Below are 25,868 nucleotides of genomic sequence, written 5' to 3' on the forward strand. Positions count from 1 at the left end.
TTATCTTTCCATCGTGTTCTCAGGAGTCTGGCGTGGCGCTGTTCTTCACAAACAGCGTCAACTGGTCGCCTGGTTTCAGATTGTCAGTATCATTATTCCAGCGCATCACATCTTTGATGTTCACGCCGTGTCGTTTTGCGATACTGGACAGGGAATCGCCTTTACGCACGCGATAGGTGATGCTATCGCTGTTGCTGGCGAGACGCTGTGCGCTGCTACCTGCACCCACTGTCAGAGTTTGACCCACTTTAAGGCCTGAACTGCGCAGGTTATTCCACTGCTGCAGATCGCTTGCTGTCACGCCAAGACGTGATGCAATACCCGAAAGCGTATCACCTGAACGAACCTTATAACTGCGGCTGTTGACTGATGAAGCGTCCGCGATCAGCGTTGACTGAACGGCGGCAATTTCACCCGATGCTAAAGACTCGCGTAACTGATCGGCATGTTTCTGCGGAACCATTACGTACTGCGGGCCACTCGCCCCCAGCGTTGAGCCTTTAACGCCAGCATTAAAGGTTTTCAATTTACTTACCGACATACCCGTCATATCTGCAACCTGTTGAATATCAACTGGATTGCTGAGGCGAACGCGCGCCAGTGCACGACTTTCGTCTGGTGTTGGCAGTTGTACACCGTAACGCTTGCTGTTCTTGAGAATATCGCTCAATGCCAGCATCTTCGGTACGTAAATCTTTGTTTCCTGTGGCAGTGAGAGCGACCAAAAATCGGTGGATTTACCCCGTGCTTTATTCGCTTTCATTGCCTTCAGTACACGACCTTCGCCGCTATTGTACGCTGCGACCGTTAACAGCCAGTCGCCATCAAACATCTTGTTCAGACGTTGCATCATGTCGAGAGCGGCTGTCGTTGAAGCGACAACGTCACGACGCGCATCATAGCTGCGAGTCTGTTTCAGACCATAGTTTCGCCCGGTGCTCGGAATGATCTGCCAAATGCCTGCGGCATTGGCGCCAGACGTTGCGTGTGGGTCAAAAGCGCTCTCCACTATGGGTAGGAGTACCAGCTCCATAGGCATGTTACGTTTCTTAACTTGCCCGGCTATCCAGTACATATACGGCTCTGCCCGTAACGTTACATCGTGGAGATAGCTCTTATTTCTTAAGTACTTCTGTTTCTGTTCGCGAATCCGGCTGTTTTCCGGAATTCCCATCTTTAGCTCGTCGCCAATAGAGGTCCACAAGTCTTGATCCTGCGCGAATGATGTTCCATCGTCCATCCATCGCGCCGAACTTGCAAACTTCCCTGCTTCCCCTTGACCAGCTGCAGAAAGGCTCTGTGCGTGCTGTTGTACGTTGCTGCCGTTCTGCGACTGGCAACCTACAAGCAGGACAGAGGCGAGTAATATCGCTTTTGCCTTCATGTGTGTGTCAATAGTTGCTTAAAAGACGAGCGATGATAACGGCGAAATTTTGAAAAGGCAACCCGCAATTATCTGAAGTTATCTTTCTTTGACCTTAACCATGCAAAACGATGCTCTGGTTGTTGCAAATTTGTTTCTTGGTTAATTTTGTTAATTAAATCAATATCATCTGTTCGTAAAAATAAATTAATCTTGCGCTCATTTTTCAGAATTACGGGGAGTGTGTTTTGGTTTTTTGCACGTAACTCCTTCACTTTGTGATAATAATCCTGGATCGCGCGATCCTCGGGTAAGAGGTTAACGGAAAACTTCATATTTCCTAATGTATATTCATGTGCGCAACAAATAAGCGTGTCATCGGGTAGGGCATTAATTTTCTGTAAGGACTGATACATCTGGGTCGCTGTGCCTTCGAAAAGTCTTCCACAGCCTCCAGAGAACAGTGTGTCGCCACAAAAAAGATAAGGTTTGCTGTAGAAACACAGATGTCCCAAAGTGTGACCTGGTGTGGCAAATACGGAAAATTCCCACTGGTGTATGAGGATCTTTTCGCCTTCCTGGACTATCCGGGTTGTTCCCTTATCTTGTGTCTCTGCCGGTCCGTAAACCACAAGATGGGGAAAATGGGCCCGCAGCTCGGGAACGCCGCCAGTGTGATCGTGATGATGATGCGTCAAGAGAATGGCTTCTGGCTGCCAGTTATTCTCTTCTATGGCACGTAATACAGGGGCGGCTTCTCCGGGATCAACAATGACGCATCGACGATCATCGTCAACCAAAACCCAGATGTAATTGTCCTCAAAAGCAGGAATACTGATAAGATTCATACATTACCTCTAATAACGTGGCAGGTGTTTTGATGAAACCGGCAAGGATACCTCAGACTGTCGCAGCACCGGAGCGTTGGGCGGAATTGCCCTGGGGTGAATACTATCGCGAGGCCTTAGAGCAACAACTGAAGCCCTGGCTTGCGAAAATGTATGGCTTTCACCTGCTTAAGATTGGCAATCTCAGCGCGGAAATCAATACCGAAAGCTGCGCTATCTCACATCAGGTCAATGTCTCGCTCGGCGGATTGCCGGTTCAGGTGAAAGCAGACCCATTGCATCTGCCATTTGCGGAAAAGTCCGTTGATGCGTGTTTGCTTGCACACACGTTGCCCTGGTGTAGCGATCCCCATCGCTTGCTGCGTGAGGCCGACCGTGTTCTGATTGACGATGGCTGGCTGGTACTCAGCGGGTTCAATCCACTGAGTTTAATGGGTCTGCGTAAGCTGGTACCCGTGCTGCGCAGGACGCCACCTTACAACAGCCGGATGTTTACGATGATGCGCCAGCTCGACTGGCTTTCACTGCTAAACTTTGAGGTGCTCTGCTACGGCGGTTTTCAGGTGCTCCCCTGGGCGCGGCAGGGAGGGGTACTGTTGAGCACGCATTTGCCCGCTTTAGGCTGCATGCAGTTCATCGTTGCACGTAAGCGCACAATCCCTCTTACGCTTAATCCAATGAAGCAGAGCAAAACGAAAACGCATATCCGTCAAACTGTTGGTGCAACGCGGCAATACAAAAAAACCGATTAAACGTCGGGCTGATACCCTGCATCTTCATGTGCAGGATTGGATGCCGCAGCGCGCGCCAGTTCGTCGCAGCGTTCGTTTTCCGGGTGACCGGCGTGGCCTTTAACCCATTCCCATTTAATCTCGTGCTGGCCCAGCGCCGCATCAAGACGTTTCCAAAGATCGACGTTCTTAACCGGCTTCTTATCAGCGGTCTTCCAGCCGCGTTTTTTCCAGTTATGGATCCACTGGGTTATCCCCTGACGTACGTACTGGCTATCGGTGCTTAACACCACGTCACAATGCTCTTTTAACGCCTCCAGTGCCACTATGGCCGCCATCAATTCCATTCGGTTGTTGGTGGTCAGAAAATAGCCTTCGCTAAAAGTTTTTTCGTGCTGGCGATAGCGCATAATGGCGCCATAGCCGCCAGGCCCTGGGTTGCCGAGACAAGATCCATCGGTGAAAATTTCTACCTGTTTACGCATCTCTGGTAGACTTCCTGTAATTGAAACGTTCAGTTAAACGATAAGTCTGACATAAATGACCGCTATGAGCACTGCAATTACTCGCCAGATTGTCCTCGATACCGAAACCACCGGTATGAACCAGATTGGCGCGCACTACGAAGGGCACAAGATCATCGAGATTGGTGCCGTTGAAGTGGTGAACCGTCGTCTTACGGGGAACAACTTCCACGTCTACCTCAAACCTGATCGGCTGGTGGACCCAGAAGCGTTCGGCGTTCACGGTATTGCCGATGAGTTCTTGCTGGATAAGCCAACTTTTGCGGATGTCGCTGACGAGTTCCTGGAATATATCAAGGGTGCCGAGCTTGTCATCCATAACGCCTCGTTCGATATCGGCTTTATGGATTATGAATTCAGCAAGCTTAATCGTGATATCCCGAAGACAAACACCTTCTGTAAGGTAACAGACAGTCTGGCGCTGGCGAGGAAAATGTTCCCCGGCAAGCGTAACAGCCTTGATGCGCTCTGTTCCCGCTACGAAATAGACAATACCAAGCGAACGCTGCACGGGGCATTACTCGATGCCCAGATCCTGGCCGATGTCTATCTGACGATGACCGGCGGGCAGACGTCAATGAAGTTCAGCATGGAAAATGAATCTCAGCAAACGCAGGGTGAGGCGGGAATTCAGCGCGTTGTCCGTCAGGCCAGTCGGTTGCGGGTTGTTTTAGCCAGTGATGAAGAGCTTCTTAACCACGAATCCCGACTTGATCTGGTACAGAAGAAGGGTGGAAGCTGTCTGTGGCGCGCCTGAAAAGCGCCGGAATGCTTGTAAAAACATCGTTTGGGCGATTTTTGCAGCAAACGATTCAAAACGTGAGAAAAAGCGTTGACGAGATCGGAGGCACACCGTAATATGCGCCTCGTTCCCCAAACGGGAACAGTGGAGCGGTAGTTCAGTCGGTTAGAATACCTGCCTGTCACGCAGGGGGTCGCGGGTTCGAGTCCCGTCCGTTCCGCCACTATTCAGAAGGCCTGAATCAGAAATGATTCAGGCCTTCGTCGTTTCAGCATTCTGCAATTCCGTTCCCTCACTTATCGTTAACAAAACGTTAATTTTTATAGTGCAATTAATTAACATTTGCACAGATTTAGTGCGTTATTTGCACTGATGTTGTGCATTTCGCCACCCTCCCTCTCTCCAGATCTCAGACAGAATGTGTCTTTCTGTAAAAATAATTCACGCAGAATCATTTGGTTATCTCCCGCTTTCCAAAAAATAACCGAACCAATTGTGAATTGGTTTGGTTATTGCTTAATCATTAGCACGATAAGCTTCATTTCATATCAATAACTTATCGTTAATAAAAATAAAGTAATGATGAAAGCGAGCGAACCAATATGGAAAAACCGTCACGGTTTCTGGCAAATTCCAGCACCGCGCTTGAACAACTGCGCGGGTTAATCAACCAGCACGAGTCAACACCAGGCACTCCGCTGCCCACAGAACGTGAGCTATCGGAAACTCTCGGCGTAGGACGACGTGAAGTGCGTCGTGCGCTGGATGTGCTGGAAGAAGAGGGGCGCATCTGGCGTAAACAGGGCAAAGGGACTTTTATCGGTCCGGCTGCCCCGGTTGAACCGCTGGCCCTTCAGGGATTGGTTCAGCAAACCAACCTTCTGGAAGTGATGGAAGCTCGTCTGCAGCTCGAACCCGGCTTAGCCCGGCTTGCGGCACTGCGTGCCACCAGGGAAAACCTCGCGCTGATGCAGCGCATGCTGGAACGCATTGATAAGGTCAGCCCGGATGACCGCGATCTCAACGAACTGTGGGACAGCGCATTTCACCGGGCGATTGCGGAAGCTGCGGGTAATCGCCTGATGCTCGGCCTGTTTGATGCCATTGATGCCGTGCGGCGTGAACCGGGCTGGCAGCATCTGCGCGAATTAGCCCGCACCCCCGAACGTGTCGACAGCTACAACGACCACCATCACAAGATCATGTCTGCGATTATCCATCGCCAGCCTAATGAGGCCGCGGCCGCCATGCGCGAACACCTGCTCAGCCTGCAAACCGCCCTGATCCATGCTATCCACCTTGAGGACGACTTCACGCTATGACGACGATCCCGTTTAAGGACACTGCGCCTGTACTGAACCTGCATAATCTCAACGTTAAATTCGCCGGCTCGCCTGTGAGCGTCCTTGATGGTATTTCACTGATAATTAAAGCGGGCGAAACGCTGGCGCTGGTGGGAGAGTCTGGATGCGGAAAAAGTATCACCTCACTGGCGTTAATGGGGTTACTGCCCGCCAGCGCGCAGATCGTCAGCGGGGAGATGCAGTTTCGCCGTCACAATCTCCGCAAGCTTTCGCCTCGGGAATACGCTGACCTGCGTGGCAGCGAGCTGGCGATGATTTTCCAGGAGCCGATGACCTCGCTCAATCCGGCGTTTACGCTGGGGGACCAGCTTAGCGAAGCGGTCATGCGACACCAGAGTGTCTCGCGCGCAGAGGCGATGAATGTCGCGCTGCAGATCCTCGAGAAGGTACAGATCCCGGCGGCAGAGATGCGCCTGAAAGCATATCCCCACCAGCTTTCCGGCGGAATGCGCCAGCGCGTGATGATTGCGATGGCGCTGATTAACCACCCGAAACTGCTGATTGCCGATGAACCGACCACAGCCCTTGACGTGACGATCCAGGCGCAAATTCTCACCTTGCTGAACACCCTCAAAGAAGAGACCGGCACGGCGGTCCTGATGATCACTCACGATTTAGGCGTGGTGGCAGAAGTCGCCCAGCAGGTGGCGGTGATGTATGCCGGTCAGGTGGTAGAGCAGGGGAGCGTTGAGGCCATCTTTGCCGATCCGCAGCACCCGTACACTATCGGCCTGATGGGGTCGATTCCTTCTCTTGGGGCACGTAAGGGGCAGCTCTCCACCATTCCAGGCTCGGTGCCACTGCCAGAATTTATGCCGAAAGGCTGCCGTTTCGCTACCCGTTGCCCGTTTGCGCAGTCACGCTGCCATGATGAAAAACCTTTGCTCAATACGCTCGGCGCGGGTCATCAGGTTGCCTGCTTCCGCGTGCCGCTGGAGCAACACATTGCCCTGGGAGAAATTGCATGACTACGCCCATTCTTGAAGCCCGTGACCTGAGCAAGCTCTTCCCCGGCCCGAAAAAACTGTTTACCCCGGCACGGTTCGTCACGGCGGTCGATCGCGTTTCGCTTGCCGTGATGCCGGGCGAAACGCTGGCGATTGTTGGCGAGTCCGGTTCCGGAAAATCCACTCTCGGTCGTCTGCTGCTGCGCCTGCTGGCCGCCAGCGAAGGGCGCGTGTTTTACCAGGGGGAGGAGATCACCTATGCATCAGGAGCGCGTCTGAACCAGCTCCGGCGCGAGCTGCAGATTATCTTCCAGGATCCCTTTGCCTCGCTGAACCCGCGCATGACGGTGGAGCAGATTGTCGGTGAGCCGCTGTGGCTGCATCAGAATATGAAAAAAGCGGACCGCCAGTACCGCGTTGCCGAGCTGCTTAAAACCGTTGGCCTGCCTGCGGCCTGGGCTGGGCGTTACCCGCACGAGTTTTCCGGCGGGCAGCGCCAGCGTATCGGCATCGCGCGCGCGCTGGCCTCGGGACCGAAGCTGCTGCTGGGTGATGAGCCGGTATCCGCGCTGGATGTGTCCGTTCAGGCGCAGGTGGTGAACCTGCTGGAAAGCCTGAAGCACCAGCTGGGGCTGACGATGGTGATTGTCGCTCACGGCCTGGCGGTTATCCGCCACATGAGCGACCGGGTGGCGGTGATGTATCTTGGGCAAATCGTCGAGCTTGCGACTGTTGACGAAATTTTTGATGCGCCGCTGCACCCCTATACCCAGGCACTTATCGCCTCTGCGCCGCAGATGCAGCCAGGCGTTGAACGTGACGCGCCGCTGCTGCAGGGGGACTTACCGAACCCTGCCAGCCCGCCGTCCGGCTGTCGTTTCCACACCCGCTGCCCGTACGTCACCGACGAATGCCGCCAGGTTGAGCCGATCAATCAGGTGCTCGACGGCGGGCGTCAGGTTGCCTGCCACCGCTGGCAGGAGATCAACCGCGATCGCAGCGTTATCCAGATTGCTCCGCCATCTGCTGCCTTTCTGCGCCGCCGCGCGCTGTTTGAACACGCGGCATCTCACTCCTCCCTTCCTTCAAGGAACTCATGATAATGACAATGCGTAATTCTCTTTTGACCGTACTGGGAAGTGTAATGCTGCTCGGCGCGGCGCTGCCCGCCCATTCTGAAAGTGTCCTGCGGATTGGTCTGGGCGCTGACCCGGACATGCTCGACCCGCATCTGGCGCGCACCTACTATGGCCGCTTCGTGTTTGCCTCCCTGTGCGACAGGCTGGTGGACGTGGATGAAAACCTGAAGGTTATCCCCGGTCTGGCGAAAGACTGGGCGTGGAGCGACGACGGTAAAACCCTCACCCTGAATTTGCGCGAGGGCGTCACCTTCCACGACGGTGAGAAATTCGATGCTGCCGCCGCAAAATACAACCTCGACCGTGCCTTGACCTTAAAAGGCTCCCTGCGTAAAAGCGAGATTTCCTCCGTGGAGTCCGTTGAAGTCACTGGCCCGATGCAGATTGCCCTGCACCTGAAAACGCCGGACGCCGCGCTGCTGATGCAACTCACCGACCGCGCGGGCGCGATGATGGCACCCGAAGCGGCAAAAAAACCGGATTTTGCCGCGCATCCCGTCTGTTCCGGTCCGTATAAATTCGACAGCCGCGTGTCCCAGGACCGCATCGTTCTGACCCGCTTCGACAACTACTGGAACAAAGGCGCTTACCACTTCGACAAAATTATCTATCTGCCGATCCCCGATGCCTCCGTGCGCCTCGCGAACCTGCGCGCGGGCGATCTCGACCTGACTGAAGGCATCGCCGCCAGCGACGTGAAGACGGTGGAGGCTGACAGCAAGCTGGCGCTGGCGAAGGTCACCGGTCTGGGTTATCAGGGCATCACCTTCAACATCAACAACGGCAAGGTGCCGGCCAACGATCCGTTCAAAGACGCGCGCGTGCGCGAGGCGTTTTCTCAGGCCATCGACCGCGATGCGTTAAACCAGGTGGTCTTTGAGGGGTTGTACACCCCGGCCAATCAGGCGTTTTCGCCGGTCAGCCCGTATCACGTCAACCTGCCGGTACCACCGCGTGACGTCGATAAAGCCAAAGCGCTGCTGAAAGCGGCAGGCGTCACCGCACCGCTGACCGTCAACCTGCTGGTGCCGAACAACCCGACATCGCAGCAGGTCGGTCAGGTGCTGCAGGCGATGGTGGCGGAGGCGGGCTTTAACCTTAATCTGCAAATGACGGAGTTCGCTACCCTGCTCGACCGCCAGCAGAGCGGGGACTATCAGCTGAGCTTCTCCGGCTGGTCCGGTCGCCCGGATCCGGACGGCAGCATCTACGGCTTTATCAACAGCAAAGGCACCCTGAATGACGGCCGCTACAGCAACGCGCAGGTCGATGAGTGGCTGACCCAGGCGCGCCAGAGCACCGACCAGGCCGCACGCCAGCCGCTGTACGACAAGGTGGTGAAGCAGCTCCAGACCGATATGCCGATTGCCTACCTCTACTTCGAGCCGCGCATTTTTGGCCTGAACAAAAGCGTGCAGGGCTTTAAGCCGTACCCGGACGGCATCGTGCGTCTGGCCGGTTTGACGCTGGCGAAATAAACGTCCTGAGGAGAACCCATGCTGGAACTGATTTGCAAACGTCTGCTGCTGGCTATACCAACCCTGCTGCTGGTGAGCATGATGGTCTTCGGACTGCAAAAGCTGTTGCCCGGCGACCCGCTGATTGCCATGGCCGGCGAGGAGCGCGACCCGGCGATCATTGCTCAGCTGCGCGCGGAGCTGAATCTCGATGCGCCGATCCCCGTGCAGTATTTCCACTGGCTGACGCGGGCGCTGCAGGGCGATCTGGGCGTCTCCTTACGCACGCACGAACCGGTGATGCAGCTGATCGCCAGCAAGCTGCCGGTCACGCTGGAGCTGTCGCTACTGGCGATGATTATCGCGCTGGTGTTTGGCATCAGCATGGGGATCCTCGCGGCGGTGAACAAAAACAGCTGGGTCGATCATGGGGCGAACTTTGTGGCGATATCGGGGATCTCGATCCCGCACTTCTGGCTGGGGATCCTGCTGATTCTGGTCTTCTCGGTAAACCTGCAGTGGCTGCCCGCGTCTGGCTACGTACCGTTCAGTGAAGATCCTCTCCAGAACCTACGCACGCTGCTGCTGCCCGCGTCCGTGCTCGGAACCGGCCTGGCGGCGACGCTGATGCGCCACACCCGCGCCTCGATGATTGCGGTCCTGAAAGCAGATTACATCCGTACCGCGCGGGCTAAGGGGCTGCTGCCTAAGGCGGTGATCCTGAAGCACGCGTTTCGCAACGCGCTGGTGCCGGTAATTACCCTCACCACGCTGCTGTTCGGCGAGCTGCTGGGCGGCGCGGTGCTGACCGAGCAGGTCTTCACCATTCCGGGCTTCGGCAAGATGATCGTCGACTCGGTATTTAACCGTGACTACGCGGTGGTGCAGGGTGTGGTGCTGATCGTGGCGATTGGCTTCCTGATGCTCAACCTGCTGGCCGACGTGCTCTACGTTCTTATCAACCCGAAAATGCGAGGTTAACCATGGCGGAACTGTCGACTCAAACCGTTGTGCCTGCACTGCCGCGCGCGCAGAACCGGGTGCTGAAGAAATTCCTCGCGAACAAAAGTGCGGTGATTGGTGCGGTGATTGTGGGCTTCTTTGTATTGCTCGCGCTGCTGGCGCCGTGGATTGCGCCGTTCGACCCGGTCAAAGCCAACTTCCTGGCGGTGCGCAAAGCGCCTTCGGCGATGTACTGGTTCGGCACCGACGAGCTGGGGCGCGACATTTTATCCCGCATTATCTGGGGAGCACGCACCTCGCTGATGGCAGGCTGTATGTCGGTGGTGATTGCTGTTGTCATCGGCGTTCCGCTGGGGCTGGTTGCGGGTTACTTCCAGAAGATGTGGGATGGGGTGATCTCGCGCGTTATCGAGGCGCTACTGGCCTGTCCGTTCCTGATCATGGCGATCGCGCTGGGGGCGTTTTTGGGCCCGAGCCTGACCAACGCCATGATCGCCATCGGTCTTTCGGCGATGCCGATCTTCGCCCGCCTGACGCGCGGGCAGGTGATCGCCATCCGCAACGAAGAGTACATCGACGGTGCGCGGGCGATTGGCCTGCCGGACCGCTGGATCATCATCAAATACATCCTGCCGAATGTAATGTCACCGATCCTGGTGCAGGCCACGCTGGCGATTGCCTCGGCGATTATCGCCGAAGCCAGCCTCTCGTTTTTGGGGCTGGGACAGCAGCCGCCAAATCCGTCCTGGGGCTCGATGCTCAATACCGCGAAAGGTTTCCTGGAGCAGGCTCCGTGGATGTCCGTTTTCCCCGGCGTGGCGATTTTCCTTGCCGTGCAGGGCTTTAATTTACTCGGCGACGGGCTGCGCGATGCGCTCGAGCCGCGCCACGACTAAGGAGTCATGATGACCAAAGCGCTTGATTTCACATCCGGTTATGATTCACGACGCCCACCGATGATGGGGCATAATGCCGTTGCTACCTCGCAGCCGCTGGCGGCACAGGCGGGGATGCGCATGTTACAACTGGGCGGTAATGCCGTCGACGCGGCCGTTGCTACGGCGATGGCGCTGACGGTAGTCGAGCCCACAGGGAATGGTATTGGTAGCGATGCCTTTGCCATTGTCTGGGATGGGGAAAAGCTCCACGGCCTTAATGCATCGGGCCGCTCACCTGCCAGCTGGCATGCCGATCTGTTTGCTGGCAAAACCGCGGTGCCGGAAATTGGCTGGGACGCAGTGACCGTGCCGGGCGCGGTATCCGGCTGGGTCGCACTGGCGGAACGCTTTGGCACGCTGCCGCTGACCACCCTGGCACAGCCTGCGATTGATTACGCGCGCAACGGTTTTCCGGTCTCTCCGCTGATTGGTCATCTGTGGCAACGGGGCTACAACAAGCTGAAAGACCAGCCGGGCTTTAGTGCGTGTTTTGCCCCTGAGGGACGCGCCCCGCGCATTGGCGAAATATTCCGTAACCCGGCGCAGGCAAACTCGCTGGAGCTGATTGCCAAAACCAACGGCGAAGCGTTTTATCACGGCGAGCTGGCGCAGAAAATTGCCGGCTTTGCCAAAGAACATGGCGCACATCTTACCGCCGACGATCTGGCAAACCATCGTGTAGACTGGGTTGAACTGTTGTCACGTGATTTTGCGGGCGGTTCGGTGCAGGAGTTGCCGCCAAACGGGCAGGGGATCGCCACGCTGATTGCGCTCGGCATTCTGGAGCAGTGCGGTATCGAAAAACACCACCCGGATTCCGTTCAGGCGCTGCACTTGTCTATTGAAGCAATGAAACTGGCGCTGGCCGATCTTGATCGCTACGTGGCGGATGAAGAGCACATGGAATTCGCTGCCAAAGCGCTGCTGAGCGATAGCTATCTGAAATCGCGTGCAGCGCTTATCGATCAGAATAACGCCTCTGATTTCGTCTATGGTTCGCCGACGCAAAGCGGGACGGTCTACATCAGCACAGCGGATGCCAACGGCATGATGGTTTCGTTTATTCAGTCTAACTATATGGGCTTTGGCTCCGGGATTGTGGTGCCGGACACGGGGATCAGCCTGCAAAATCGCGGCTGTGGTTTTTCGCTGGATCCGAATCACCCGAACGCGCTGGCGGGCGGCAAGCGTCCGTTCCACACCATCATTCCTGGCTTTGCGATGGACGGTAAGGGAAAACCGCTGATGTCATTCGGCGTGATGGGCGGGCCAATGCAGGCGCAGGGGCACATGCAGATGGCGCTGCGCATTATGCTGCACGGACAAAACCCGCAGGCAGCTATCGACGCGCCGCGCTGGCGCGTGGTGCAGGGGAGAGAGGTGATCGTTGAGTCGACGTTCGATCGCAACACGATTGCGGCGCTACGCGAACGCGGGCATCAGATCGTGGTAGAAGATCCGCTTCAGGATTACAACTTTGGCGGTGCGCAGGTGATTTACCGTCTGCCGGAAGGGCATTACGTTGCCGCGACGGAAAGCCGCAAAGACGGGCAGGCATTAGTGAGTTAATGTTTTATCCGCCCTCTCCCAATGGGAGAGGGCGGTGGTGAGAGGAAAATTTCACCCAATACTAAACGGATCCGCATCCTGCCACGCCGGAAACTTCTCCCGATACTCCTTCAGTGCCGTCAGCGACAGCTCGGCATCAATGCGCGTCGCCTGATGTGGCTCGGCGGTGGCAATGATCTCGCCCTGCGGGTTCACCACCCGGCTGTCGCCACGATAGTGATGTCCGTTGCCGTCAGTCCCCACGCGGTTACAGCCCACCACGTATGCCTGGTTCTCAATCGCACGCGCCACCAGCAGCGACTGCCAGTGGAGGGAGCGTGGCGCAGGCCAGTTGGCGACATACAGCGCTACGTCGTAATCGTTGCGGTTGCGTGACCACACCGGGAAGCGCAGGTCATAGCAGACCAGCGGCAGAATTCGCCAGCCGCGCCATTCGAACACCACGCGCTCGTTTCCGGCTTCATAGTGATGATGTTCATCCGCCATACGGAACAGGTGGCGTTTGTCGTAAAAATGCACTTTCCCTTCTGGCTCAACCAGCAGGAAGCGGTTCACCGGCCCGCGCTCGGTTTGCAGGGCGGCGCTGCCCGCGATCAGCGCGTTGGTCTGCTGCGCTTTGGCATGCATCCAGGCAACTACCTCTTCCTGCGGCATAGACTGTTTAGCCGCTTCCATTGCGAAGCCGGTGGTGAACATCTCCGGCAGGACAATCACATCACGCCCGGTAATACCTTCCAGTTGACGATCAAAGTGACGCAGGTTGGCGGGGCCATCCATCCACACTAACGGTTGCTGCAAAATCGAAATCTTCAGACCAGGCACAATTCAGACTCCTCAAACGACCACTTTTTGACACTGTAGCACGACATAACGAGAAAATGTGGCAATAAAAAACCCCGCGCATGGCGGGGTTTGTGCAAGCGAAACGCCTTATGCAGCTTCAGATTTGCGGTGTTTCTCCGGTAGCTTTACCGGCTGCGTCGCCAGCTCATCCGGTTCGAAATCATCCACGTTGATACTGCGCAGACGGCTCTCTTCAGCTTTCACCAGGATTGCAGCTTCATCCTTATCGATGATACCGCCCGCCAGGGCCTGTTTTGCCAGTTCGTCCAAACGGGTAAACGGCAGGTTTTTGCCCAGCTGTTTGCAGATCTTCTGATGAATCGGATCGGCAGCCATCACGTCCAGCAGCGCCTCTTCCAGCAGACCCACCGGGTTATGCGGGGTTGGAGCCAGATACTGACCACGACCGATACGTGAACGGGTTGCGCTCGGAACCTGCAGGATCTTCGCTACTTTGTGATCCAGCTTGTCGGATGGTGCCTGGTGATGACGACCGGTCGGGAAGATCACCACGCGCAGGGCTCCGGCCACAAAACGGTTCGGGAAGTTCGCCAGCAGATCGTCAATGGCCTGTTCTGCCTGATACATCGCATCCTGTACGCCCCAGTGGACCAGCGGCAGATCCGCTTCCTGACGACCTTCATCGTCGTAGCGTTTCAGGACCGCAGAGGCCAGGAACACCTGACTCAGCACGTCTCCCAGACGTGCAGAGATACGTTCGCGACGCTTCAGGCTACCGCCCAGCACTGCCATAGAAACGTCAGACAGCAGAGCCAGGTTGGCGCTCAGACGGTTCAACTGTTGATAGTAACGTTTCGTCGCATCACCGGTTGGCGTAGCGCTGGTACGGCCATTCGTCAGACCGAGCCAGAAGCTGCGCATCTTATTGCTACCCACATGACCAATATGTTTGAACAGCAGCTTATCGAAGGCATCTACGTCGTTGTTCTGCGCAGCGGCCATCTCTTCCAGCACGTATGGATGGCAGCGAATGGCGCCCTGACCGAAGATCATCATGCTGCGGGTCAGAATATTCGCCCCTTCAACGGTGATTGCGATAGGCGCGCCCTGATAACCACGGGCGAGGAAGTTACCTTCGCCGAGCATAATGCCTTTACCGCCCGCGATATCCATCGCGTCAATGATCGACTGCTGCGCACGGTGAGTACAGTGGTACTTCACGATTGCGGACAGTACAGCTGGTTTCTCGCCCAGCATAATGCCGTAGGTAATCAGGGAAGCTGCGGCATCCATCACATAGGCGTTACCCGCGATACGTGCCAGCGGTTCTTCAATACCTTCCATCTTGCCGATGGAGATTTTGAACTGACGGCGGATGTGAGCGTACGCACCAATCCCCATCGCCACAGATTTCAGACCACCAGTGGAGTTTGACGGCAGGGTAATACCGCGACCTACAGACAGACATTCCACCAGCATACGCCAGCCCTGACCGGCCATTTTCGGGCCACCGATGATGTAATCAATCGGTACAAAGATATCCTGGCCACGCGTTGGACCGTTCTGGAACGGCACGTTCAGTGGGAAGTGACGACGACCAATTTCAACGCCTGGGGTAGAAGTTGGGATCAGCGCACAGGTAATGCCCAGATCTTCTTCTCCACCCAGCAGTTTCTGCGGGTCAGAGAGTTTAAACGCCAGACCGAGCACGGTGGCGATAGGTGCCAGCGTGATGTAGCGCTTGTTCCAGGTCAGGCGCATCCCGAGCACCTGCTCACCCTGCCATTCACCCATGCAAACCACGCCAGTATCCGGGATCGCACCCGCATCGGAGCCCGCTTCCGGGCTGGTCAGCGCGAAGCAAGGGATTTCCAGACCGCGTGCCAGGCGCGGCAGGTAGTGATCTTTCTGCTCTTCCGTACCGTAATGTTGCAGCAGTTCGCCCGGGCCTAAGGAGTTAGGTACGCCGACAGTGATGGCCAGGATCCCAGAGACGCCAGCCAGTTTTTGCAGGACACGGGCCTGAGCGTAAGCGGAGAATTCCAGACCACCGTACTCTTTCTTGATGATCATCGCGAAGAAGCGATGTTCTTTCAGGTACGCCCACAGTTCTGGCGGCAGATCGGCCATTTCATGGGTGATGGCGAAATCATTTGCCATACGGCACGCTTCTTCCACAGGGCCGTCAATAAAGGCCTGTTCTTCAGCAGTCAGACGTGGCTGTGGGTAGTTATGCAGCTTTTTCCAGTCCGGGTTACCCTGGAACAGGTCGCCTTCCCACCAGGTGGTGCCCGCATCAATCGCTTCTTTTTCAGTACGCGACATTGGCGGCATCACTTTGCGGAAACCTTTGAACACCGGGGCAGAAATCATGGATTTACGCATCGGGGCAAAGTTAAACGGCAGAAGAATGATAGCGAGTGGGACTAAAAGCCAGATATTCCAGAGACCTGCGACGCCAAGTGCAGCCGTCCAGGCCAGAAGAATCAGGCTGCTCAGGAATAAACTTACACGGTGATAGAACAACACACCGAGCAGAACAACGGTTGCGAGAATGCTCAAAATCATCATAAAGAAAAGCTCCCTTGCTTGTAGGAGGTCTGACCACTTGTGATGATATGGTTGTAGTTGATGTGAATTCTTTTAGCAATGTGTTTACAAAATAATTACAACCTGGTTCACATTGTTCGTGTTTTAGCCGGCACAAAAAATCAAAACGCCGAGCGATTCGTATGGCTTTAGCTTCTCGCTTTTCCCGCTATCCGGTACACTCCACTGTGTTATTTCATCAATACTGAAGGATTATCCTCATGTACCAGGATCTTATTCGTAACGAACTGAACGAAGCGGCGGAAACGCTGGCTAACTTTCTGAAAGATGATGCCAATATTCACGCTATTCAGCGCGCGGCGGTCCTGCTGGCCGACAGTTTCAAAGCCGGGGGCAAAGTGCTCTCTTGCGGTAACGGCGGTTCCCACTGCGACGCTATGCACTTCGCAGAAGAGCTGACCGGGCGTTATCGCGAAAACCGTCCGGGCTATCCCGCGATTGCGATCTCTGATGTGAGCCATATCTCCTGCGTGAGCAACGATTTTGGTTACGACTACGTCTTCTCCCGCTATGTTGAAGCGGTCGGACGTGAAGGTGACGTGCTGCTGGGTATCTCTACCTCTGGTAACTCTGGCAACGTGATCAAAGCGATTGCCGCAGCGCGTGAGAAGGGTATGAAGGTTATCACCCTGACCGGTAAAGATGGCGGTAAAATGGCGGGTACGGCGGATATTGAAATTCGCGTTCCGCACTTCGGTTATGCTGACCGCATTCAGGAAATTCACATCAAAGTGATCCATATCCTGATCCAGCTGATCGAAAAAGAGATGGTTAAGTAAGACTTCGCTGGGGGCTGAATTGCCCCCGCTGTTGTGGAGGTGATGTATGTGCGAATTGCTCGGGATGAGCGCCAATGTGCCAACCGATATCTGCTTTAGTTTCACCGGGCTGGTTCAGCGTGGTGGAGGAACCGGGCCTCATAAAGACGGCTGGGGCATCACTTTCTACGAAGGCAAAGGGTGTCGCACGTTCAAAGATCCACAACCCAGCTTTAACTCACCGATCGCTAAACTGGTGCAGGACTATCCCATTAAATCCTGTTCGGTGATTGCCCACATCCGCCAGGCAAACCGTGGCGAAGTGGCGCTGGAAAATACCCATCCGTTTACCCGTGAACTGTGGGGCCGTAACTGGACCTATGCACACAATGGGCAACTCACGGGTTATAAATCTCTGGAGACGGGCAATTTCCGCCCGGTTGGCGAAACCGACAGTGAAAAAGCCTTCTGCTGGTTACTGCACAAGCTGACGGAGCGCTATCCCCGCACGCCAGGTAACATGGCCGCCGTGTTTAAATACATCGCGACGCTGGCGTCGGAGCTACGCGAAAAAGGCGTGTTTAACATGCTGCTCTCTGACGGGCGATATGTGATGGCGTTCTGCTCGACAAATCTGTTCTGGATCACCCGTCGCGCACCGTTTGGCGTTGCGACCTTGCTCGATCAGGATGTGGAGATTGATTTTCAGAAGGAGACCACACCGAACGATGTGGTCACTGTCATTGCAACGCAGCCGCTGACGGGCAACGAAACCTGGCAAAAGATTATGCCAGGCGAGTGGGTGCTATTTTGTCTCGGGGACCGTGTAATTTGACGCCAGTTGTGGATGGACGACTTCGTGGCTCAGCGGTTTGCTGACCACGTAACGGCCATCTACGATAGAGACCACTGGTGGCTTGCGGGTCTGCTCAAAGTAGTCGTAACCAGGTTTCAGCTGTTTCCAGAAATCCGCGTAGTAAGAGTACTTGTGGCGTGCCATGTTGGCATCGGTCATGCGGAACGGATAGATGCTGACCTGAACGTTAGGTTGCCCAAAGACCAGCGCGCCCGTCACGAACTGGAAAATCTCATCAATGCCGGAATCGGTCATCGCATAACAGCCTATAGACACGCAGGCACCGTGGATCATCAGGTATTTACCTTCATAACCGTGAGCACGGTCATAGGCATTCGGGAAGCCGATGTTAATGGCTTTATAGAAGCGGCTGTCAGGTTTGAGCTGGTTACGCTGAACGCTGTAAAACCCTTCCGGACTTTTGAAATCGCCCTGACGCTGTTTTGGCCCCAGCCCGCCGGAGTAGTTACAAATTTTGTAGCTATCAAGCAGCTGATAAGTCTCGCCCATTTTTACAAACAGATCGAGAGTGCGCTCTTCCTTGAAGATCTGAATATAAACCGGCGATCCCATTAACTGCTGTTTATATTCTTTGCTGATCGGCGTCGTTGAGCTATTACTGCTGAGCAGCCCGGCAAACGACATGCACGGAATCAGAAGCATCGCAATGAACAATGCGATTTTACGCATACTACTAGTTCCTTGATAAAACCATGACCAACTTGCCAGGACGGCAAAAGAGACCCGAAATCAGATTATTCTGTTAGGAGCGCTCACATTAGCACCGCCAGAGATTTTCGCAAGAGCCGGGCGGTGAGTTTACAAATTAGTTTTACTTTATAAACCATCACAATCGCGTTTGCGCCAGGAACTTTGCGCAATAGCTCGCAATTTGGCGCCCCCGACGGCGGATTACCTGCCCGTCAGAAGGTGAAAATGGTACACTCCGCGTCCACTGGATTGTTGTTTATGGAAACCTGCTAACCACATGTTTAAAATAAAAAAAGGACTTAATTTGCCGATTGCAGGCGTGCCTGAGCAGCTCGTCTCGTCAGGCGCAAGTGTCCGTCATGTTGCCATTTTAGGTGATGATTATCTGGGAATGCGTCCTTCTATGCTGGTGCAGGAGGGCGATCGCGTGATTAAAGGGCAGGCGCTCTTTGAGGACAAAAAAAATCCCGGCGTCATGTTCACGGCACCCGCAAGCGGCACTGTTGTCGCGATCAACCGCGGCGAACGCCGCGTTCTGCAGTCGGTGGTTATCCGTATTGAAGGCGATGAGCAGTGTGAATTTGCGCATTATGACGCCGCAGACCTCGCATCGCTGAGCCGTGACGCGGTTCAGGCTCAGCTTCTGGCGTCTGGTTTATGGACCGCGCTTCGCACGCGTCCTTTTAGCAAATCACCTGTTCCGGGTACGGAACCGGCCGCTATTTTTGTTACGGCAATCGACACCAACCCGCTCAGCGCAGACCCGCAACCGGTTATTCTGTCTCAGCGAAAAGCCTTTGATGCCGGGCTGACTATTTTAACCCGCCTGACCTCAGGAAAGGTCCACGTCTGTCAGGCTGGTGGCGGTAAGCTCGGTGGGCACCCGCAGGGGCAGGTGACATTTAATGAGTTTGCAGGCCCTCATCCCGCAGGTCTGGTCGGGACGCATATTCACTTTCTTGAACCCGTGAGCCTGACGAAACAGGTCTGGCACCTGAATTATCAGGATGTTATTGCCATCGGTACGCTGTTTACCACGGGTGAACTCAGGGCTGAACGGGTAATCGCCATCGGCGGGCCGCAAGCGGCCAACCCGCGTCTGGTGAAAACGCTGCTGGGCGCTGACATTAATGAACTGCTGGTGGGTGAAATAAAAGAGGGCGAAAACCGCCTGATCTCCGGCTCGGTTCTCAGCGGACGCCATGCCGTGAATGCGCACGCTTATCTGGGGCGTTTCCATTTGCAGGTCAGCATTGTGCAGGAAGGGCGCGAGAAAGAGCTGTTTGGCTGGGTTCTGCCCGGTGCGGAAAAATACTCCGTCACCCGGACCACGCTGGGCCATTTCCTGCGCCATAAACTCTTTAACTTCTCGACCAGCACGCATGGCGGAGAGCGCGCGATGGTACCCATTGGCAACTACGAGCGCGTCATGCCGCTGGATATTCTGCCGACCATGCTGCTGCGCGATCTGCTCGCCGGCGATACCGACAGCGCTCAGGCATTGGGTTGCCTGGAGCTGGACGAAGAAGATCTGGCGCTTTGTACCTATGTTTGTCCGGGAAAATACGAATACGGACCCGTATTGCGCGAGGTGTTAACCCGCATTGAGCAGGAAGGATAACCGATGGGCTTAAAACACCTCTTTGAAAAAATTGAGCCGCACTTTACCGAAGGGAAGCTCAAAAAGTATTACCCGCTGTATGAAGCGACGACCACCATTTTTTACACGCCAGGCCTGGTGACGAAAGGCGCGGCACACGTTCGCGATGCCATCGATCTGAAGCGAATGATGATTCTGGTGTGGTTTGCGGTCTTCCCGGCCATGTTCTGGGGCATGTACAACGTGGGGCTGCAGACCATTCCTGCACTGCATCATCTGTACGATGCTCAGCAGCTGGCGCAGGTGATCCAGTCTGACTGGCACTACCGTCTGGCGCAGTCATTGGGCGTGAGCTTTGCGTCAGACGCGGGCTGGGTCAGCATGATGACGCTGGGGGCGGTGTTCTTCCTGCCGATCTACATCACGGTATTTATCGTGGGTGGCTTCTGGGAAGTGCTTTTTGCCATCATCCGTAAACATGAGATCAACGAAGGCTTCTTTGTTACTTCCATTCTTTTTGCCCTGATTGTTCCGCCAACATTACCGCTCTGGCAGGCTGCGCTGGGGATTAGCTTTGGTGTGGTGATTGCGAAAGAGATCTTCGGCGGGACCGGGCGTAACTTCCTCAACCCTGCGCTGGCGGGACGTGCGTTCCTGTTCTTTGCCTATCCTGCGCAAATCTCAGGCGATCTGGTATGGACAGCGGCGGATGGTTTCTCCGGTGCGACACCTCTTTCTCAGTGGGCGGCACACGGGGGCGAAACGCTGGTTAACAACGCGACAGGCCAGCCTGTTACCTGGTTTGATGCCTTTATTGGCAACATACCGGGCTCCATTGGAGAAGTCTCTACGCTGATGATTTTGCTGGGTGGTGCGATCATTCTTTTCGGTCGCGTAGCCTCCTGGCGGATTGTTGCCGGTGTGATGATCGGCATGGTGCTGACCGCCACGATGTTCAATGTGATCGGTTCGACTACCAATCCGATGTTCTCCATGCCCTGGTACTGGCATCTGGTGTTGGGGGGCTTCGCATTCGGCATGATGTTCATGGCGACCGATCCCGTTTCTGCCTCGTTTACCGATAAAGGTAAATGGAGCTATGGCGTGCTCATTGGTGCGATGTGTGTCCTGATTCGTGTGGTCAACCCGGCGTATCCGGAAGGGATGATGTTGGCCATTCTGTTTGCCAACCTGTTTGCGCCACTTTTCGATTATCTGGTGGTGCGTGCCAATATTCAGCGGAGGAAGGCGCGTGGCTGAAGTTAAAAATAACGACAGCATCAGCAAAACGCTGCTGGTGGTGCTGGTGCTCTGCCTTGTCTGTTCCATTGTGGTGGCCGGTTCTGCCGTGGGGTTAAAGCCGCGACAGCAGGAGCAGCGCGCGCTGGATAAACAGCGCAATATCCTGGCTGTTGCCGGGCTGATGCAGGAAGGTATGAATGCCGACGACGTCTCTGCAGTCTTTTCTGAGCGTATTACCGCGCGTCTGGTGGATTTAAAAACCGGGCAACTGCTGGATAAAGATCCGGCGAAATACAACCAGTCGCTGGCATTAAAAGACCCGCAGATGAGCCTGACGCTGGACGCCTCACAGGATCCGGCTGGCATCAAGCGTCGCAGTAATCTTGCCGAAATCTATCTCGTGCGCGATGAACAAAAACGGGTGCAGGAAGTGGTAGTGCCTATCTACGGCAACGGTCTGTGGTCGATGATGTACGCCTTTGTGGCGCTTGATACGGATGGTCGCACTGTGAAAGGCATTACGTACTATGACCAGGGCGAAACGCCGGGGCTCGGCGGTGAAGTGGAGAACCCTAACTGGCGGGCACAGTTTGTCGGCAAGAAAGTGCTCGACGATAACGGTCTGCCTGCGCTGAAGGTAATGAAAGGGGCTGCTCGTCCCGGTGACGACTACGCCGTCGACGGGCTCTCCGGTGCCACGCTCACCTCAAAAGGTGTGCAGCACAGTTTTGATTTCTGGATGGGCGAGCTGGGCTTTGGTCCTTTCCTGAAAAACGTACGTGAAGGAGCGCTGAACAATGGCTGATACCGGTGAACTGAAAGAAGTCAAAAAGGTGCTCATTGGCCCGTTGATCGCCAATAACCCGATCACGCTGCAGGTACTGGGTGTCTGTTCAGCTCTGGCGGTGACGACCAAGCTGGAAACAGCGGTAGTGATGACGTTGGCAGTCACGCTGGTTACCGCGTTTTCCAGCATGTTTATCTCCATGATCCGTCATCACATTCCCAACAGCGTGAGGATCATTGTGCAGATGGCGATCATCGCCTCGCTGGTGATCGTGGTCGATCAGCTATTGCGCGCCTTCGCCTATGAAACCTCCAAACAGCTGTCGGTGTTTGTCGGCCTGATTATCACCAACTGTATCGTGATGGGGCGTGCGGAAGCCTACGCTATGAAAATGCCGCCGCTGGCGAGCTTTATGGACGGTATAGGTAACGGCCTCGGCTACGGTGTGATCCTGCTGACCGTGGGGTTCCTGCGTGAACTCATTGGCAGCGGCAAGCTGTTTGGCATCACGGTGCTGGAAACGGTGCAGAACGGCGGCTGGTATCTGCCAAACGGCCTGTTCCTGCTGGCTCCTAGCGCATTTTTCATTATCGGTTTGTTGATCTGGCTTATTCGTACTTTGAGACCAGAACAGCAGGAAAAGGAGTAACCGACAATGGCTCATTACCTGAGTTTATTTGTGCGTGCGGTGTTTGTTGAAAACATGGCGCTCGCGTTCTTCCTCGGCATGTGTACGTTCCTTGCCGTGTCCAAGAAGGTCTCGACGGCATTTGGCCTGGGCGTAGCGGTTACCGTGGTGCTCGGCTTATCGGTGCCGATCAACAACCTGGTATACAACTTTGTACTGCGGGACGGCGCGCTGGTGGAAGGCGTTGATCTCAGCTTCCTGAACTTCATCACCTTTATCGGTGTGATTGCGGCGCTGGTGCAAATCCTTGAGATGATCCTCGATAAGTATTTCCCGTCGCTATACAACGCGCTGGGGATCTTCCTGCCGTTGATCGCGGTGAACTGCGCCATCTTCGGCGGCGTCTCGTTTATGGTTCAGCGTGATTACAACTTCAGTGAATCCGTGGTGTACGGTTTCGGTTCTGGCATTGGCTGGATGCTGGCGATTGTCACCATGGCGGGGATCCGCGAAAAAATGAAATATGCCAACGTGCCTGCAGGCCTGCGTGGCTTAGGGATCACCTTTATCACCACCGGACTGATGGCATTGGGGTTTATGTCCTTCTCCGGTGTGCAGCTATAAGGGCTAACTGATGGAAATTATGCTTGGCGTGGCGATGTTCACGCTGATTGTACTGGTGTTGTCAGGGCTTATTCTGGTGGCACGTGCGAAGCTGGTGAATTCCGGCGACGTGGTGATTGATATTAACGACGAGCCGCAGAACCAGATCCGCACGCCCGCCGGAGATAAACTGTTGAATACGCTCTCCGGCAACGGGATCTTTGTCTCTTCGGCCTGTGGCGGCGGTGGCTCCTGCGGGCAGTGCCGCGTTACGGTGAAAGAGGGCGGAGGAGATATCCTGCCAACCGAACTGGCGCATATCACAAAGCGTGAGGCAAAAGAGGGCTGTCGTCTGGCCTGCCAGGTCGCCGTACGTCAGAACATGAAAATAGAGCTGCCGGAAGAGATATTTGGCGTTAAAAAATGGGAATGTGAGGTTATCTCTAATGATAACAAAGCCACGTTTATCAAAGAGTTGAAGCTGCGGGTGCCGGAAGGGGAAGATGTTCCGTTCCGCGCCGGAGGATACATTCAGATTGAGTGCCCGGAACACGCTGTGGCGTATGCTGACTTCGACGTGCCGGATGAGTACCGCGCCGACTGGGATAAATTCAATCTCTTCCGCTTTGTATCGGAGGTAAAAGAGCCAACGCTACGCGCCTACTCGATGGCTAACTACCCGGAAGAGAAGGGCATCATCATGCTCAACGTGCGTATCGCCACGCCGCCACCGAATGTGCCGGATGCACCGCCGGGTGTCATGTCTTCGTACATCTGGTCTCTCAAGCCTGGTGACAAAGTGACGATCTCCGGTCCGTTCGGTGAGTTCTTTGCCAAAGATACCGACGCGGAAATGGTGTTTATCGGCGGCGGTGCCGGCATGGCCCCGATGCGCTCGCACATCTTTGATCAGCTCAAACGACTGGGTAGCCAGCGAAAAATCAGCTTCTGGTACGGGGCCCGTTCGCTGCGTGAGATGTTCTACGACGATGAGTTCGAACAGCTGGCGCGTGAAAACCCGAACTTTACCTTCCACGTGGCGCTTTCCGATCCGCAGCCAGAAGATAACTGGACGGGCTATACGGGGTTCATCCACAACGTGCTGTATGAAAACTACCTCAAACAGCATCCTGCGCCGGAAGACTGCGAGTTTTATATGTGTGGCCCGCCAGTAATGAACGCCGCAGTCATTAAGATGCTGAAAGATCTTGGCGTGGAAGATGAGAACATCATGCTTGATGACTTTGGAGGCTGATGATGCTGACGTTTCTGGCAACCTTTGCGGTTTTTGTGCTTGTCATCTTCGGCATGTCGTTAGGCTGGATCGTTAAGCGGAAAAGCCTTCAGGGCAGCTGCGGCGGCATCTCTTCCATTGGGATGAAGAAGGTGTGCGACTGCCCGGAACCGTGCGATGCCCGTAAAAAACGCATGGCGCGCGAGCAGCAGCGCATCATTTAATCTGGTAGGTTGGGTAAGGCGAAACCGCCACCCGACAATTCTCACGCACACTTCTCAACCCTCATTTATTTACTGTATACTTATCCAGTAATGAGTGAGGGCTTACTATGCGCAAAATAATCCATGTTGATATGGACTGCTTTTTTGCCGCAGTGGAGATGCGTGACAACCCGGCGCTGCGGGATATTCCCATCGCCATTGGCGGCAGCCGCGTTCAGCGTGGTGTTATCAGCACCGCCAACTACCCTGCGCGTAAATTTGGCGTGCGCAGCGCCATGCCTACCGCAATGGCCCTGAAGCTTTGCCCTCATCTCACTCTTTTACCCGGTCGCTTTGACGCTTACAAAGAGGCCTCAATTCATATTCGGGAAATCTTCTCCCGCTACACCTCTCGGATAGAACCGCTGTCGCTGGACGAAGCCTATCTTGATGTGACCGACAGCGTACACTGCCACGGCTCAGCAACCCTGATGGCACAGGAAATCCGCCAGACCATCTTCAAAGAGTTAAATCTGACCGCGTCGGCAGGAGTCGCTCCGGTGAAATTTCTGGCCAAGATCGCCTCCGATTTAAATAAGCCCAACGGTCAGTACGTCATCACGCCGGAAGAGGTGCCTGCGTTCTTAAAAACGCTGCCACTTGGCAAAATCCCTGGTGTGGGAAAAGTATCTGCTGCAAAGCTGGAAAGTATGGGATTACGGACCTGTGAAGATGTGCAGCGAAGCGATCTGGCAATGTTGCTTAAGCGTTTTGGAAAATTTGGGCGCGTACTGTGGGAACGCAGCCAGGGGATTGACGATCGTGATGTGAACAGCGAACGGCTACGGAAATCCGTTGGGGTTGAGCGAACGCTGATTGAAGACATTCATGACTGGTCTGAATGCGAAACCATCATTACGGAACAGCTCTATCCTGAGCTGGAGCGACGCTTGCTCAAGGTGAAACCGGATCTGCTCATTGCCCGTCAGGGTATCAAATTAAAATTCAACGATTTCCAGCAGACCACGCAGGAACACGTTTGGCCGCGTCTGAATAAAGAGGATCTCATTGCGACGGCGAAAAAGGCATGGGAAGAACGAAGAGGAGGGCGAGGGGTGAGGCTGGTGGGATTGCACGTCACGCTGCTGGACCCGCAGTTAGAGCGGCAGCTGGTTTTGGGATTGTAAAAAAGCCCGGAAGTACTTACCGGGCCTATGTTTTTCACCCTCTCCCTTTTGGTGAGGGCT

The 25,868-nt window shown here is 55.1% G+C and carries 25 protein-coding genes and 1 tRNA gene; 20 read left to right on the forward strand and 6 right to left on the reverse strand.

Annotated elements, in window-relative coordinates; translation table 11 throughout:
* Positions 1-19: 19 nt before the first annotated feature.
* Together mltD and gloB are read right to left on the reverse strand one after the other, a co-directional pair.
* Positions 20-1,384 carry a murein transglycosylase D gene (gene mltD / locus ACLHV8_RS04105; protein ID WP_208595071.1) on the reverse strand — a complete coding sequence of 455 codons (1,365 nt, stop codon included), beginning with the start codon at positions 1,382-1,384 and terminating at the stop codon, positions 20-22.
* A 68-nt stretch (positions 1,385-1,452) separates the two neighbouring features.
* A complete protein-coding gene (gene gloB, locus ACLHV8_RS04110; RefSeq protein WP_208595072.1) occupies positions 1,453-2,211 on the reverse strand; it encodes a hydroxyacylglutathione hydrolase in 759 nt (252 codons plus the stop codon).
* A 32-nt stretch (positions 2,212-2,243) separates the two neighbouring features.
* Between gloB and ACLHV8_RS04115 the strand changes: the two genes are divergently transcribed.
* Positions 2,244-2,963, forward strand: coding sequence for a class I SAM-dependent methyltransferase (locus ACLHV8_RS04115; protein WP_208595073.1), 720 nt, complete (start codon positions 2,244-2,246; stop codon positions 2,961-2,963).
* On the opposite strand, the gene rnhA is transcribed toward ACLHV8_RS04115, so the two are convergent.
* Positions 2,960-3,427: a ribonuclease HI gene (rnhA, locus tag ACLHV8_RS04120; RefSeq protein ID WP_028017739.1), complete on the reverse strand. Its 468-nt coding sequence runs from the start codon at positions 3,425-3,427 to the stop codon at positions 2,960-2,962. The genes ACLHV8_RS04115 and rnhA overlap by 4 nt on opposite strands.
* A gap of 64 nt (positions 3,428-3,491) precedes the next feature.
* On the opposite strand from rnhA, the gene dnaQ reads away from it, so the two are divergent.
* From dnaQ to ACLHV8_RS04165, 9 genes are all read left to right on the forward strand, one after another.
* Positions 3,492-4,223, forward strand: a complete 732-nt coding sequence (dnaQ, locus tag ACLHV8_RS04125) for a DNA polymerase III subunit epsilon (RefSeq protein ID WP_048029949.1) — start codon at positions 3,492-3,494, stop codon at positions 4,221-4,223.
* Between the two features lie 131 nt (positions 4,224-4,354).
* Positions 4,355-4,431: transfer RNA gene (locus ACLHV8_RS04130), tRNA-Asp, on the forward strand.
* A 379-nt stretch (positions 4,432-4,810) separates the two neighbouring features.
* A complete protein-coding gene (locus ACLHV8_RS04135; protein WP_108090747.1) occupies positions 4,811-5,530 on the forward strand; it encodes a FadR/GntR family transcriptional regulator in 720 nt (239 codons plus the stop codon).
* Entirely contained in the window at positions 5,527-6,540 is a 1,014-nt protein-coding gene (locus tag ACLHV8_RS04140; RefSeq protein ID WP_129323774.1) for an ABC transporter ATP-binding protein, read from the forward strand. Before ACLHV8_RS04135 ends, ACLHV8_RS04140 begins: the two co-directional genes overlap by 4 nt.
* Positions 6,537-7,619 (forward strand): ABC transporter ATP-binding protein, encoded by a 1,083-nt coding sequence (locus ACLHV8_RS04145; RefSeq protein WP_208595074.1) that lies wholly within the window; start codon positions 6,537-6,539, stop codon positions 7,617-7,619. The genes ACLHV8_RS04140 and ACLHV8_RS04145 overlap by 4 nt, the downstream gene beginning before the upstream one ends.
* 2 nt (positions 7,620-7,621) lie before the next feature.
* Positions 7,622-9,136 (forward strand): ABC transporter substrate-binding protein, encoded by a 1,515-nt coding sequence (locus tag ACLHV8_RS04150; protein ID WP_208595075.1) that lies wholly within the window; start codon positions 7,622-7,624, stop codon positions 9,134-9,136.
* Positions 9,137-9,154: 18 nt separating this feature from the next.
* Entirely contained in the window at positions 9,155-10,096 is a 942-nt protein-coding gene (locus ACLHV8_RS04155; RefSeq protein ID WP_208595076.1) for an ABC transporter permease, read from the forward strand.
* Positions 10,097-10,098: 2 nt separating this feature from the next.
* Positions 10,099-10,974: an ABC transporter permease gene (locus ACLHV8_RS04160; RefSeq protein WP_208595077.1), complete on the forward strand. Its 876-nt coding sequence runs from the start codon at positions 10,099-10,101 to the stop codon at positions 10,972-10,974.
* 9 nt (positions 10,975-10,983) lie between these two features.
* Positions 10,984-12,585 carry a gamma-glutamyltransferase family protein gene (locus ACLHV8_RS04165; protein ID WP_208595078.1) on the forward strand — a complete coding sequence of 534 codons (1,602 nt, stop codon included), beginning with the start codon at positions 10,984-10,986 and terminating at the stop codon, positions 12,583-12,585.
* Between the two features lie 51 nt (positions 12,586-12,636).
* Here ACLHV8_RS04165 and ACLHV8_RS04170 read toward each other — a convergent pair whose 3' ends face one another.
* Positions 12,637-13,407, reverse strand: a complete 771-nt coding sequence (locus ACLHV8_RS04170; protein ID WP_028017730.1) for an amidohydrolase — start codon at positions 13,405-13,407, stop codon at positions 12,637-12,639.
* 108 nt (positions 13,408-13,515) lie between these two features.
* On the reverse strand, positions 13,516-15,960 hold the full coding sequence (fadE, locus tag ACLHV8_RS04175; RefSeq protein ID WP_028017729.1) for an acyl-CoA dehydrogenase FadE: 2,445 nt from the start codon (positions 15,958-15,960) through the stop codon (positions 13,516-13,518).
* A 239-nt stretch (positions 15,961-16,199) separates the two neighbouring features.
* On the opposite strand from fadE, the gene lpcA reads away from it, so the two are divergent.
* Positions 16,200-16,778: a D-sedoheptulose 7-phosphate isomerase gene (lpcA, locus tag ACLHV8_RS04180; protein ID WP_028017728.1), complete on the forward strand. Its 579-nt coding sequence runs from the start codon at positions 16,200-16,202 to the stop codon at positions 16,776-16,778.
* A gap of 46 nt (positions 16,779-16,824) precedes the next feature.
* Positions 16,825-17,592 (forward strand): class II glutamine amidotransferase, encoded by a 768-nt coding sequence (locus tag ACLHV8_RS04185; RefSeq protein ID WP_028017727.1) that lies wholly within the window; start codon positions 16,825-16,827, stop codon positions 17,590-17,592.
* On the opposite strand, the gene dpaA is transcribed toward ACLHV8_RS04185, so the two are convergent.
* Positions 17,563-18,303: a peptidoglycan meso-diaminopimelic acid protein amidase gene (dpaA, locus tag ACLHV8_RS04190; protein ID WP_208595079.1), complete on the reverse strand. Its 741-nt coding sequence runs from the start codon at positions 18,301-18,303 to the stop codon at positions 17,563-17,565. The genes ACLHV8_RS04185 and dpaA overlap by 30 nt on opposite strands.
* A 298-nt stretch (positions 18,304-18,601) precedes the next feature.
* Here dpaA and ACLHV8_RS04195 point away from each other — a divergent pair, with 298 nt between their 5' ends.
* The 8 genes from ACLHV8_RS04195 (at position 18,602) to dinB (ending at position 25,808) form a co-directional block, all read left to right on the forward strand.
* Positions 18,602-19,945 (forward strand): Na(+)-translocating NADH-quinone reductase subunit A, encoded by a 1,344-nt coding sequence (locus tag ACLHV8_RS04195; protein WP_028017725.1) that lies wholly within the window; start codon positions 18,602-18,604, stop codon positions 19,943-19,945.
* Positions 19,946-19,948: 3 nt separating this feature from the next.
* Entirely contained in the window at positions 19,949-21,184 is a 1,236-nt protein-coding gene (locus ACLHV8_RS04200; protein WP_129323778.1) for an NADH:ubiquinone reductase (Na(+)-transporting) subunit B, read from the forward strand.
* A complete protein-coding gene (locus tag ACLHV8_RS04205; RefSeq protein ID WP_049007187.1) occupies positions 21,177-21,971 on the forward strand; it encodes a Na(+)-translocating NADH-quinone reductase subunit C in 795 nt (264 codons plus the stop codon). The genes ACLHV8_RS04200 and ACLHV8_RS04205 overlap by 8 nt, the downstream gene beginning before the upstream one ends.
* Positions 21,964-22,602 carry an NADH:ubiquinone reductase (Na(+)-transporting) subunit D gene (locus ACLHV8_RS04210; protein ID WP_049007189.1) on the forward strand — a complete coding sequence of 213 codons (639 nt, stop codon included), beginning with the start codon at positions 21,964-21,966 and terminating at the stop codon, positions 22,600-22,602. Before ACLHV8_RS04205 ends, ACLHV8_RS04210 begins: the two co-directional genes overlap by 8 nt.
* Before the next feature lie 6 nt (positions 22,603-22,608).
* Complete coding sequence (gene nqrE / locus ACLHV8_RS04215; RefSeq protein WP_023334613.1) at positions 22,609-23,205, forward strand: NADH:ubiquinone reductase (Na(+)-transporting) subunit E; 597 nt, start codon at positions 22,609-22,611, stop codon at positions 23,203-23,205.
* Positions 23,206-23,215: 10 nt separating this feature from the next.
* Positions 23,216-24,439 (forward strand): NADH:ubiquinone reductase (Na(+)-transporting) subunit F, encoded by a 1,224-nt coding sequence (gene nqrF, locus ACLHV8_RS04220; RefSeq protein ID WP_208595080.1) that lies wholly within the window; start codon positions 23,216-23,218, stop codon positions 24,437-24,439.
* Complete coding sequence (gene nqrM, locus ACLHV8_RS04225) at positions 24,439-24,642, forward strand: (Na+)-NQR maturation NqrM (RefSeq protein WP_028017721.1); 204 nt, start codon at positions 24,439-24,441, stop codon at positions 24,640-24,642. Before nqrF ends, nqrM begins: the two co-directional genes overlap by 1 nt.
* Positions 24,643-24,749: 107 nt before the next feature.
* Positions 24,750-25,808, forward strand: coding sequence for a DNA polymerase IV (gene dinB / locus ACLHV8_RS04230; protein WP_049007192.1), 1,059 nt, complete (start codon positions 24,750-24,752; stop codon positions 25,806-25,808).
* Positions 25,809-25,868: the final 60 nt, after the last annotated feature.

The organism is Enterobacter sp. CPE_E863 (genome assembly GCF_046521465.1).
GTDB classification, from domain to species: Bacteria; Pseudomonadota; Gammaproteobacteria; order Enterobacterales; family Enterobacteriaceae; genus Enterobacter; species Enterobacter adelaidei.